The organism is Pseudoalteromonas sp. OF7H-1 (assembly GCF_022347825.1).
GTDB classification, from domain to species: Bacteria; Pseudomonadota; Gammaproteobacteria; order Enterobacterales; family Alteromonadaceae; genus Pseudoalteromonas; species Pseudoalteromonas maricaloris.
On record NZ_JAKRFX010000002.1, the window covers coordinates 342,219 to 354,980 of the forward strand.

General features: G+C 41.7%; 11 protein-coding genes. 5 read left to right on the forward strand and 6 right to left on the reverse strand.

What is annotated here, in order from left to right:
* Positions 1-180 precede the first annotated feature (180 nt).
* Entirely contained in the window at positions 181-780 is a 600-nt protein-coding gene (recR, locus tag MHN30_RS03655) for a recombination mediator RecR (RefSeq protein ID WP_010606421.1), read from the forward strand.
* Positions 781-945: 165 nt separating this feature from the next.
* The gene (htpG, locus tag MHN30_RS03660) at positions 946-2,859 is read left to right on the forward strand and encodes a molecular chaperone HtpG (protein ID WP_017217996.1); all 1,914 of its coding nucleotides are present in this window, start codon (positions 946-948) and stop codon (positions 2,857-2,859) included.
* Positions 2,860-2,957: 98 nt separating this feature from the next.
* Here the strand turns inward: htpG and tpx are convergent, their stop codons facing one another.
* Complete coding sequence (gene tpx, locus MHN30_RS03665; protein ID WP_017217995.1) at positions 2,958-3,539, reverse strand: thiol peroxidase; 582 nt, start codon at positions 3,537-3,539, stop codon at positions 2,958-2,960.
* 201 nt (positions 3,540-3,740) lie between these two features.
* On the opposite strand from tpx, the gene MHN30_RS03670 reads away from it, so the two are divergent.
* On the forward strand, positions 3,741-4,745 hold the full coding sequence (locus MHN30_RS03670; RefSeq protein WP_010606424.1) for a response regulator: 1,005 nt from the start codon (positions 3,741-3,743) through the stop codon (positions 4,743-4,745).
* 2 nt (positions 4,746-4,747) lie between these two features.
* Positions 4,748-5,722 (forward strand): diguanylate cyclase, encoded by a 975-nt coding sequence (locus MHN30_RS03675; RefSeq protein ID WP_010375394.1) that lies wholly within the window; start codon positions 4,748-4,750, stop codon positions 5,720-5,722.
* Between the two features lie 149 nt (positions 5,723-5,871).
* Here the strand turns inward: MHN30_RS03675 and MHN30_RS03680 are convergent, their stop codons facing one another.
* Complete coding sequence (locus MHN30_RS03680; protein WP_130164450.1) at positions 5,872-6,357, reverse strand: DUF2269 domain-containing protein; 486 nt, start codon at positions 6,355-6,357, stop codon at positions 5,872-5,874.
* Positions 6,339-6,998: a hypothetical protein gene (locus MHN30_RS03685; protein ID WP_130164449.1), complete on the reverse strand. Its 660-nt coding sequence runs from the start codon at positions 6,996-6,998 to the stop codon at positions 6,339-6,341. Before MHN30_RS03685 ends, MHN30_RS03680 begins: the two co-directional genes overlap by 19 nt.
* 387 nt (positions 6,999-7,385) lie before the next feature.
* Here MHN30_RS03685 and MHN30_RS03690 point away from each other — a divergent pair, with 387 nt between their 5' ends.
* On the forward strand, positions 7,386-7,745 hold the full coding sequence (locus MHN30_RS03690) for a DUF4870 domain-containing protein (protein WP_010606428.1): 360 nt from the start codon (positions 7,386-7,388) through the stop codon (positions 7,743-7,745).
* 193 nt (positions 7,746-7,938) lie between these two features.
* Here the strand turns inward: MHN30_RS03690 and MHN30_RS03695 are convergent, their stop codons facing one another.
* The 3 genes from MHN30_RS03695 to MHN30_RS03705 are packed head-to-tail and all read right to left on the reverse strand — an operon-like array spanning position 7,939 to position 12,694.
* Positions 7,939-9,444 (reverse strand): SpoVR family protein, encoded by a 1,506-nt coding sequence (locus MHN30_RS03695; protein WP_010606429.1) that lies wholly within the window; start codon positions 9,442-9,444, stop codon positions 7,939-7,941.
* Positions 9,445-9,462: 18 nt separating this feature from the next.
* Positions 9,463-10,746, reverse strand: a complete 1,284-nt coding sequence (locus MHN30_RS03700; RefSeq protein ID WP_239358365.1) for a YeaH/YhbH family protein — start codon at positions 10,744-10,746, stop codon at positions 9,463-9,465.
* A 25-nt stretch (positions 10,747-10,771) separates the two neighbouring features.
* Positions 10,772-12,694 (reverse strand): PrkA family serine protein kinase, encoded by a 1,923-nt coding sequence (locus MHN30_RS03705; RefSeq protein WP_017217990.1) that lies wholly within the window; start codon positions 12,692-12,694, stop codon positions 10,772-10,774.
* Positions 12,695-12,762 lie beyond the last annotated feature (68 nt).

Below are 12,762 nucleotides of genomic sequence, written 5' to 3' on the forward strand. Positions count from 1 at the left end.
TTTTGCTGCAAGCATTTGAGTCGAATTGTTGGGAAATTCGCGATGAATGTATTTTCAAACTGTAAAATAAGTAGAAGGGTATGAAATAGGATCAAGCTTTAAATCAACAACAATATCCCTTATCATTTCGGCATTGTTATCAGTGTTTTTTGCACTGCATGGGCCACAAGAAACGAATTTATGCAATTATCACCAAGTTTAACGGCGCTTATTGAAGCGCTGCGTTGTTTACCTGGCATTGGACCTAAGTCTGCGCAGCGTATTGCCTTTCATTTATTAGAGCGAGACAGAGAGGGCGGCAGTCAACTAGGGCAGAGCCTGACGCATGCGATGCAAGCCATTGGTCATTGTTCAAGCTGCCGAACATTTAGTGAGGTTGAGGTGTGTGATATTTGTCAAAGTATCAAGCGCCAAGACACAGGGCTGCTTTGTGTAGTTGAATCACCAACGGATGTATTGGCGATAGAGCAAACGGGCCAATTTAATGGCTTGTATTTTGTGCTGATGGGGCATTTATCGCCTCTGGATGGAATTGGCCCTAATGAAATCGGCCTTGATGTTCTTGAGCGCAAGCTAAGTGCTGGCAATATTAACGAAGTTATCTTAGCGACAAACCCAACGGTAGAAGGCGAGGCAACGGCACACTATATTTCTGAGTTATGTCATAAATATCAAGTTGAAGCGTCTCGCATCGCTCACGGTATGCCTGTTGGCGGTGAGCTTGATCTGGTAGACGGTATGACGTTAATGCATGCGTTCAGTGGGCGCAAGAAGCTTTAATCTCACTTTTACTGATGAAAGCCCTGTTTTATTGAGCGATTGATCCAAAAAACAGGGCGATTTGTTAAAAATTTTGTTCAGTCTCTTGAAAGTTTTTTCTCTTCCCCCATATACCTAGCATATTGATAAAGAACACTGCATTAATTGCTTATATTGGAGAGAACAATGTCCGCAGCTCAAAAAGAAACATTAGGCTTTCAAACAGAAGTCAAACAATTATTAAACCTAATGATCCACTCTTTGTACTCAAACAAAGAGATCTTTTTACGCGAATTAGTATCTAACGCTTCAGACGCGGCTGACAAACTACGTTATTTAGCTTTGCAAAATGGTGACCTTTACGAAGGTGACGCGGAGCTACGTGTTCGCTTAAGCGTAAACAAAGATGCAAAAACCATCACCATTTCTGACAATGGTATTGGTATGACGCGTGACGAAGTGATCAGCTCATTAGGTACCATCGCAAAATCTGGTACAGCTGATTTCTTTAAAAACCTAACTGGTGACCAAGCAAAAGATTCACAGCTGATTGGTCAGTTCGGTGTTGGTTTCTATTCTGCATTCATTGTTGCTGATAAAGTAACTGTTCGTACGCGTAAAGCGGGTGAGTCAGAAGCAGTTGAATGGGAATCGCAAGGTGAAGGCGACTTCACGATTGCTGAAATCGAAAAAGCAGAGCGTGGTACAGAGATCACACTGCATCTTCGTGAAGAAGAAAGTGAGTTCCTTGAAACTTATCGCCTTCGCGGTATTGTGACTAAATACTCAGATCACATTTCAATTCCTGTTGAACTTTATAAAGACCCAGTTCCTGAATCTGAAGGTCCAGATGGCGAGAAAATTGAAGCGCAACCTGGCGAGTGGGAAGCGATCAACAAAGCCACAGCACTTTGGACTCGCGATAAATCTGAGATCAGCGACGAAGAATATAAAGAGTTTTATAAGCATGTTGGTCATGATTGGGAAGAGCCACTCACTTGGGCACACAATAAAGTAGAAGGTAAAACTGAATACACCAGCCTACTTTATATCCCTAAAAAGGCACCTTTCGATTTATACAATCGTGAGCGTCAAGCTGGCCTTAAACTTTATGTACAACGCGTGTTCATCATGGATGACGCTGAGCAGTTTATGCCAAGCTACCTGCGCTTTGTTAAAGGCTTACTAGATTCTAACGATTTACCGCTTAACGTATCTCGTGAGATCCTACAAGACAACAAGATCACTCAAGCTATTCGTAAAGGCTGTACATCTCGTGTACTTAAAATGCTTGAGCGCATGGGCAAAAACAAACCAGAAGATTATCAGGCATTCTGGAATGAATTTGGTAATGTGATCAAAGAAGGTCCTGCTGAAGATTTCGCAAACAAAGATGCTATTGCAAAACTATTGCGTTTTAGCTCTACACATACTGACGAGAAAACGCAAAATGTATCGCTTGAGCAGTACATTGAGCGCATGAAAGAAGGCCAAGATAAGATTTACTATGTTGTGGCTGATAGCTTTGAAGCAGCAAAGAGCTCTCCGCATCTTGAAATCTTCCGTAAGAAAGGTATTGAAGTTTTACTATTGTCAGATCGCGTTGACGAGTGGATGATGAGTCATCTCACTGAATTCAACGAGAAGCCACTTCAGTCAATCACGCGTGGTGATCTTGACTTGGGTGATATGGATGATGAAGAAACGAAGAAAGCACACGAAGAAAGTGAGAAGGAAGTTGAAGGCCTAGTTGAGCGAGTGAAAACAGCACTTGGCGATAAAGTGAAAGAAGTACGCTTTACGCACCGCTTAACAGATTCTCCAGCGTGTGTGGTTGCAGATGATCATGATATGAGCTCACAAATGCAAAAGCTAATGGAGCAGGTGGGTCAAGCCGTGCCTGAATCTAAGCCGGTATTTGAACTTAACCCAGAGCACCAATTGGTTAAGCATTTGAATAACGAACAAGACGAAGACAAGTTTGGACAATGGGCAGAAGTACTACTAGACCAAGCAATGCTTGCAGAGCGTGGTAGCCTGAAAGATCCAGCGGGCTTTGTAAGCCGTCTTAACAAGCTAATGCTAGATCTACAAAAGTAAAATTAATTAAGTAATAAATTAGTATAACGAATTGAAAAAGCCGGTCATTGTTAAGTGACCGGCTTTTTTGTGTCTATTGATGAGAGTATATAGTGAGGCTATAGACTCTTCAGTGCGCCAACGACTTCTTCGTAGTTTGGCTCTTTTGCTAAATTTTCTACCAGCTGCTTGTAAACAATTTTGTGTTCCTTATCTAGCACAAAAATCGCGCGACTGAGCAGGCCCATATCTTTAATCAACAAACCATAGTTTTCACCAAAAGAATGCCATACGGCGTCTGATAATGTTTTAACCTTGTCGATATTTTCTGCTTTGCAAAAGCGCTTTTGCGCAAACGGCAAGTCCGCACTAATCGTCAACATGGCAACATCTGGAAATTGGCTTGCTACTTTCTCATTAAAATGTTTTGTTTGTAGGCTACAAGTGCCTGTATCTAGACTGGGTACGACACTAATTAAAATTGCACGACTTTCAAAGTCTTTCAGGGTAACAGGGCTGAAGTCAGCATCGGCAACCTTAAAATCCGGTGCAGCCTGACCTTGCTTTACACCATTACCAAGCAATACCACCGCTTTACCTTGCGCTTTTACCTTGCCCATATCTACCGAGTTTTCAGGTAAATCATAAGCCAATGATATCGCACTAAACAGACCACTCGCTAAAACTAACGCTTTCAGCATAAAGTATTCCTTTTGAAGTTAACTTAATTGATTTGAGTGTATTATACTGACAGTAACTAACCAAGCTTAAGTGACATTTAGATTGTCAAGATGGCGTCATTTTATTAACATATGTCGCAATTTTAAGCTTTAATCTCATAATTATAACTAAAACTTCCCGACATCGTGCCGATACGCATGGGAAACAGAAAGAGAGCTTGTATGTCAACACTAGTCCTAATTTGTGACGATTCAAAACTTGCCCGTCGGCAGCTGGCGCGTTCATTGCCAGACGACTGGGATATTAAAGTAGAATTTGCAGAGAATGGACTCGACTGTATTAAACAAATAAAAGCACTTTCTCCAGAGATTCTATTCCTTGATCTAAATATGCCGCAGATGGATGGCTATGAAGTGCTACAGGCCATTACCGAGCAAGATTTATCCGTGCTTACTGTCGTTGTTTCCGGCGACATTCAACCTAATGCGCACCAACGAGTGATAGAACTTGGCGCTATTGATTTTATCCGTAAGCCCTGTGACGCTGCTAAACTTGCTGAAATTATTGAGCATCATGGAATAAAAGACAAAGCAATCAGAGAAAGCTTGGTTCATAAACTTGGTGAGCAGCTAGACCCTGAGATCCGTGATATCTATCAAGAGCTTACCAACGTTGCTATGGGGCAGGCGGGGGATTTGTTGGCGCGATTGCTAAACGTATTCGTCGAATTACCTATTCCAAACGTTAATGTACTCGAAGTTAATGAGCTGCACATGGCACTGCAAGCCATTGATGCGAGCGCAACTACGTCGGGCGTTTGCCAAGGCTTTATTGGTGGTGGTGTTTCCGGTGAAGCGCTGCTACTGCTTAATGATTCCAGTTTCAAAGAGATAGCGTCATTGATGAATTATCATGGCGATCTTAATACCAAAGTTGAGCTTGAACTGTTAATGGATATTAGCAATATCTTGATTGGTGCAATTTTAACTGGGCTATCTAAGCAACTCGATATGTCGTTTAGCCAAGGTCATCCAGTGGTGCTTGGTCAACATTGTGATGTGGCTGAACTTGTGAAAGCCAACAAGGCGAGATGGCAACGAACGCTCGCCATTGAGATTAGCTATGGCATAGAGCACCACAACATCAACTGTGATCTTATGCTGTTATTCACAGAAGACTCACTTAAAACATTAAAATACAAAGTAGCCTATTTATTGGATGATTAACTATGCCTGCAGCCGATTTTGATATGAATGAAATCCATTGGTTAATGGATATGTTTAACACCGTAGATGTTGGCTTGGTGGTACTCGATCGCGACTACAAGGTATGCATATGGAATGGTTTTATGGAAAATCATTCTGGTTTATTACCGAGTGCGGTTAAAGATAAAGACATTTTTGATTTGTTTCCAAGTATTGATGAGCAATGGTTTAGATCAAAAGCTGAACCGGTATTCGTGCTAAAAAATCGGTCGTTTACTATTTGGGAACAGCAACCGTATATTTTCCGATTCAAAAATTATCGGCCTATCACAGGCAAGGCGGATTATATGTATCAGAACGCAACTTTTATCCCGTTGACCACGGTGACGGGTGATGTAGGGCATATCTGTGTGATCATTTACGATGTGACTGATGAAGCAATCAATAAACTAGAACTTGAGTCGCTGAATAAACAATTAGAGAAAATTAGCCGTACAGACAGTTTAACCCAGTTGCATAATCGTGGTTTTTGGGAAGAGAGTCTAAAGCAGGAGTTTAAGCGTTTAAAACGTAATCAAGGCCAAAGCGCATTGCTTATGTTTGATATTGACCACTTTAAGCGAATTAATGATGAATACGGCCACAGTGGTGGAGATGAGGCTATACGCCATATCTCAGACTTACTACGCAAAACACTGCGAGAAACAGATACTGCAGGCCGCTACGGCGGTGAAGAGTTTGCGGTGACTTTGCTCGACACAGACGTAAAAGGTGCAATCACTTTCGCTGAGAGGCTGCGATCATTAATAGAAAATTCTTCGATTTACTACGATGAGCAACAAATCAAGATTACGGTTAGTCTTGGTGTTGCCGTGTACGAAGAGTCTTTTGAAAAACATGAGCAATGGATTGAAGCGGCAGACAGCGCTTTGTATGTTTCTAAAGAGGGCGGAAGAAATCGGGTAACTGTATACTCTGAAGACATGGCCAGCGAGTAAATTTATCTTTATATAGCGGCTTTAGCGCGGCGCGGTTCTATTCATATTGCCACTTTATAATTTTTACCCCACTAACTTTTTAGTATCAGTGTGGAATGAACAGCGGTCTGTTAGACAAATCAGCCGTATTGTTCGGTTATTTCTGCGAATTAAAGTGATAAAAGTGGCGTCTTACTTACCGCTAAATACATCACAATAACGACTGAAACCGGTATGGTTAAGAGTGCAAGTTTAGTAAAAGGGCCGTGATAGAGCGCCAACCAACGCCGTTGCTGAGCGCTTGCAATACCCAAGTGGACACTTTTAGATGCCTTTGCTGCTAACCAGTTTCCCAAGAAAATATCGACAATTTCTAATGGGATAATCACGAGACCGACCACCAGTAGCTTTTGCTGGAGCCATGGAGATGCAAACCATCCAGCTAAAAAAGCCATAGAAAAGCCTGTTAATAAGAGAACTATAAATGCCACATGTTCCAGTGTGACCATGAGAAAGAATACATGACCCACCTTCGCGGTCACCGGTCCTATATTTTCATTTTCTATTGCTTTTAACACAAGCCAAGCACCAAGAGCTGGGCCGAGCCAAAAAATCAAGGCGCCTATGTGCACTAATTTTAAGATTGTGTATTCCATCTAGGCCTCAAAACTTGATGTGCAAAGATAATCATCCAAAATGTACTAAGAGTCATGCTTGATGCAGTAAATATCTCAGCAGCTTTAAGTTGACCAGCAGCGATAGATACAGACAGCAATAAACCTAAAATCCAAGCGGTGCTCCCCAAGACTGACACCCATGTTTTAAATATACCTTGCTTAATGGCTAGATAGGTTAACGTAAGCCCTCCTAAATTATAAAGGCCATTACCTAGGTAACCGGTTAGATGGGTTGCAATATGCTCAAACAGTAAAAATACAGATTCGCCCATGGCTAAGTGAACTACTTTTGGTAAAATAAAGGCATAAATCACTTCAGCAATTAGATCTGGGGCCACACCCAATGCGACTAATAGCAGGCCAACATGCTTTCTAAAGTCGGCCTTGAGCTCATCTGCTAAAATAACACTAAATACTAAAAGACCTAGTGCAGAGAACATCCAAGCTATCCAAGACCACTGCCACAATACTAAGTTTTTGGCAATAAACTCCATACGCATTATTACCGTGTTATCAAGAGGCAAGCCTGGACGCATCGGTCCATTCATTAAAAGACATGCAGCAGTAATTATTGCGGCAATCAGATAAACAACAACAAATTTGGTTTTGTATTGATCCATTGGTTTTACGTCTGGATTGGAGTCCCATGGTTCATCTTAAATCTATACCCAAAATTGGTAAAGTCTTAGTCTGAATAGACATTATTTACTTGGTGAAAATTGAATAACCCTTGTCTTTAAACTATAGCGGTTAACCGGAGTTGTGATGTCTACGCTCATGCTCTTGATATCAAAAGACTTGTAAATCATGGCTTATCTAGCTTTAATGGAGGTGTGGGGAGTTGAGTTTTCATTAGAGGTCTTTAGCCATTTATTTTAAGATGAGGCAGGTGAATAGTAGTTCCTTAAATGATTTTAACTCATTAGGAAGAATTCCATAGACTTCAGTCAATATGAAACACTTGCTTGAAATGCGTAATCACTTACAACAATAAAAGAGAATGAAAAATGAACGATAATGATGAATACTGGGGGATGCCGCTAAATACATACTGTATGTTATTACATTTGAGCCAACTGGCGAGCTTTGTTGCTCCGGGACTAGGGCTTGTATTACCGGTGGTTATGTGGGCAACCAATAAGGATAAAAGCGAAACAATCGACCAACACGGAAAAGCCACTATTAACTGGTTAATTAGCTTAATCATCTATTCCATAATTTGCGGTATTTTAGTTTTTGTTGCAGTTGGTATTTTAGGGTTTGTTGTGTTAGCTATTCTTAATATTATATTTGCCATCATTGCCGCGATAAAAGCCAATAATGGGGAAGTATGGATTTATCCACTTAGCTTCAATTTTTTTAAGTAACCGGCACTTTGAATAGCGGAGAATCTGCTGTTTGTATTGTTCTGGTTTGCTGTATTGAGTTTAACAATACACCTCACAGCAGCATGATAAATAGAGGCAGGAGCTAATTTAAGGCTTCTGAGCATGAGAAAGGAGCCTAGGCAAACAATAGCAGCCCAAGCTGTTTGCCTACTCCTAATTTACACTTACAGGGCTACGATTCACTTTCCTCTTCAGGGCATTGAGCTATTTGCTCGATATTGCCATTTTCATCTACTTGTTCAAGTTTCACTTTAAATCCCCATAAGCGATAGAGGTGCTTTATCACTTCTTGCTTTGAAGCGGCAAGTGGGATCCCGCCTTGCGGTACATACCTTAGCGTAAGTGAGCGATCTCCCCGTACATCGACGTCATAAACTTGAATATTAGGCTCATGGTTACTGAGGTTGTACTGCGCTGAAAGGGCACTGCGAAGTTGTTGATAACCCATTTCGTCGTGAATAGGGCCAACTTCTAAGTGCGGAGATTTTTGTTTGTCGACAATCGTAAAAAGCTTAAAGTCGCGCATGAGCTTTGGAGATAAAAATTGGCTGATGAAGCTCTCGTCTTTAAAATTTTGCATCGCAAAATGCAGTGTATCTAGCCAGTTGCTCCCCGCAAATTCCGGGAACCACTGTTTGTCTTCTTCCGTTGGGTTTTCGCATATACGGCGAATATCGACCATCATATTAAAGCCGAGCGCATAGGGGTTTATCCCCGAATAAAACTTACTATTGTATGGCGGTTGATACACAACATTGGTATGGCTTTGTAAGAACTCCAACATAAAGGAATCACTTAGTTTTCCCTCGTCATATAAGTGGTTCAAAATAGTGTAATGCCAAAATGTAGCCCAGCCTTCATTCATGACTTGAGTTTGTCTTTGCGGGTAGAAGTACTGTGACACTTTACGCACAATACGAATAATCTCGCGTTGCCAAGACTCCAACAATGGGGCATTTTTCTCGATAAAATATAGAATATTTTCCTGGGGTTCCGATGGGAAACGGGCACGGTTGTCGGTTTCTTCATCTTCACCTTTAGGAATGGTTCGCCATAATTCATTAACTTGGGACTGCAAATAATCTTCCCGTTCTTTTTGCCGTTTTTGCTCTTCAAACATAGAGATCCGTTGCGGCCTTTTATATCGATCAACCCCGTAATTCATTAACGCATGACAAGAGTCAATCAGGTTTTCTACCTCATCAATACCGTACTTTTCTTCACATTTGGCGACATAATTTTTAGCAAATACCAAGTAATCAATGATGGATGATGCGTCTGTCCAGGTTTTAAATAGATAGTTACCCTTGAAGAAAGAATTATGACCATAGCACGCATGCGCCATTACCAGTGCCTGCATAGGCATGGTATTTTCTTCCATTAAGTACGCAATACAAGGATTAGAGTTAATCACAATCTCGTAGGCAAGACCCATTTGACCTCGTTTGTAGGTTTGCTCAGTCTGGATAAATTTTTTACCGTACGACCAATGTGCATAACCAATTGGCATGCCCACACTTGAGTAGGCATCCATCATCTGCTCAGCTGTGATCACCTCAATTTGATTTGGGTAAGTGTCAAGTCTGTAATGCTCAGCTACACGAGCAATTTCCTGATGATAAGTATCAAGTAAATCAAAGGTCCAATCTGGACCATCGTCAATTGGCTGATATGTCATCGCGCAACCTCCCAAAAATTATGCCGCACTTTGCTTATTTTTGTTCTTCTTGAACAATTCTCTAAAGATAGGATAAATATCTTCTACACCTCGAATGTGCTGCATAGCAAAGTTGTCAAATGAGTTGGCTACTTCTTGATACTCCCGCCACAGACTTTGGTGTGCACGGGTCGTTATCTCTATATACGCATAGTAGCGGACAATTTTAAGTAGTTTGTTAGAGAGTATCTGGGTGCATTGTGGAGAATCATCTGCCCAGTTATCACCGTCAGAGGCTTGTGCGGCGTAAATATTCCAATCGCCTTGGGCATAACGCTCTTGAATGATTTCATCCATTAATTTCAGCGCACTTGAGACAATTGTGCCACCAGTCTCTTGCGAGTAGAAAAACTCTTGCTCGTCTACTTCTTTTGCTTGGGTATGGTGGCGGATATAGACTACCTCAATATCTTTATAAGTGCGGGTTAAGAACTGATAGAGCAAAATATAAAAACGTTTTGCCATGTCTTTTGTAGCTTGATCCATTGAGCCAGACACATCCATCAAGCAAAACATAACCGCTTTGCTGGTGGGGTGTGGACGCCTTTCGTAATTACGAAAGCGTAAATCGTAATTGTCGATGAAAGGCACCGCAGCTATTTGCTCTTTTAGCACTTGGATCCGCAGTTCTATATCATTGATTTTCTGTTGAGGAGGAACCGGTTCAGCAAGCATATTCGCCAGTTCTTCTTCCAACTCTCTTAACTCTCGGCGTTTACTCGAGGTCATCGCAATACGGCGTGCCATTGAGCCTTTTAAACTGCGTACAATATCTAAGTTGCTGGGCATACCATCATTACAAAAGCCAGCTCGATGCGTTTTCATTTGCATTAATTTATCTAACTGGCTTTGCTGTAAGTTGGGTAACTCCAAGTCTTCAAACAATAGGTCTAAGTATTCGTCTTTTGAAATAGAGAATACAAAGTCGTCTTGTCCTTCACCTTGGTTACTTGCCTCGCCATCACCTGACCCACCACCTTGCCCTGAAGGAGGGCGCTGGATCCGATCGCCCGTTGAAAATTGATCGTTACCTGGGTGAATGAGCTCTCTGTCCCCCCCTTTTCCCTGATGGAAAGTGGGCTCGCTGATATCTCGTTGTGGGATAGAAATACTTTCGCCACTGGAGATATCAGTCACACTACGTTTGTTGATGGCCTCTGAAACCGCTTTTTTTATCTGCTTTTTGTAGCGGCGGATAAAACGTTGGCGGTTCAGAGTGCTCTTATTTTTGCCGTTAAGACGGCGGTCAATAAAATGCGCCATATAACACCCTCTTCATACTAACAAGTTACTGTGACTTTCTAACTCTTAAATACCATTCCGAAAGTAGGCGAACTTGTTTTTGGGTATAGCCTTTATCAACCATACGATTGACAAAGTCCTCGTGCTTCTTCTGATCTTCGGCAGAGGTTTTTGCATTAAATGAAATTACAGGGAGTAAGTCTTCGGTATTAGAGAACATTTTCTTCTCGATAACCGTTCTTAGTTTTTCATAGCTGGTCCATACTGGATTGTCACCATTGTGATGGGCTCTTGCTCTTAAAACAAAGTTGACTATCTCGTTACGGAAATCTTTTGGATTGGAAATACCGGCTGGCTTTTCAATCTTTTCCAGCTCGCCGTTAAGCGCGGCTCTATCAAACAGTTGACCAGTATCTGGATCACGATATTCCTGATCTTGGATCCAAAAGTCTGCATAGGTAACATAGCGGTCGAAAATATTTTGGCCGTACTCAGAGTACGACTCAAGGTAAGCTGTTTGTAGTTCTTTACCGATAAATTCGACATATTGTGGGATTAGATACCCTTTTAGATGGCTTAGGTAGCGCTCTTGTACTTCAGCGTTAAATTGTTCGCGCTCAATTTGCTGCTCAAGTACATAGAACAAATGAACAGGGTTTGCTGCGACTTCACTATGGTCAAAGTTAAACACACGAGAGAGGATCTTAAAGGCAAAGCGAGTTGAAAGGCCGTTCATGCCTTCGTCAACGCCTGCATAATCTCTGTATTCTTGATAGGATTTAGCTTTTGGATCTGTGTCTTTTAAGCTTTCACCATCGTAAACTCGCATTTTTGAATAGATACTGGAGTTCTCTGGCTCTTTAATTCGAGACAGTGCTGAAAACTTCGCTAAAGTTTCTAAAGTGCCAGGCGCACAGGGAGCCTCTCTGAGCTCACTATTTTCAATAAGCTTCTCGTAAATTTTGACCTCTTCAGATACGCGTAAACAATAAGGCACTTTAACGATGTAAACACGGTCTAAAAATGCCTCGTTGTTTTTATTGTTCTTAAAGGTTTGCCATTCAGATTCGTTAGAGTGAGCAAGTATTAGGCCGCTAAATGGTAGGGCGGAAATACCCTCTGTACCATTGTAGTTGCCTTCTTGGGTTGCAGTTAGCAGCGGGTGTAGCACCTTAATGGGTGCTTTAAACATCTCGACAAATTCCATCAAACCTTGGTTCGCAAGGCATAGCGCGCCAGAATACGCATAAGCATCAGGGTCATTTTGAGCGAAATGCTCAAGTTTACGAATATCGACTTTGCCTACCAGCGCTGAGATATCTTGGTTGTTTTCATCCCCTGGCTCTGTTTTAGCGATAGCAATTTGATCAAGAATGGAAGGGTATCGTTTTACGACCTTAAATTGCGTAATATCGCCATTGTACTCATGTAAGCGTTTGGTCGCCCATGGAGACATTATCGTTTTAATATAGCGCCCAGGAATGCCATACTCTTTTTCAAGTAGGTCAGCATCTTCTTGAGGGCTAAACAAGCAAAGCGGGTGGTCATTAACGGGTGAGCCTTTTAAAGAATAAACCGGCACCTTTTGCATCAAATACTTGAGCTTTTCTGCGATAGACGATTTACCACCACCAACCGGGCCGAGTAAATAGAGCACTTGTTTGCACTCTTCAAGCCCCTGTGCGGCATGTTTGAGATACGATACTATTTGTTCAATGGCATCCTCCATACCGTAAAACTCATTGAAGGCAGGGTATCGAGCTATTACTCTATTCGAAAACAGCCGACTAAGTCTGGCATCTTTCGACGTATCGATCATTTCTGGTTCGCCTATTGCCATCAGAAGTCGCTCAGGTGCGCTGGCATAGGCTGATTTGTCATTTTTACAAATTTCAAGAAATTCCGCGATGGTGTACTCTTCTTCTTGCGCGGCTTCATATCTGGCCTGATAATGTTCAAATATTGTCATAACGACCTCCAATAAGCTACTTGGTGTGGTTTGCGGATCACAGATTTGGAAAGGTTACTTAAAGCTTA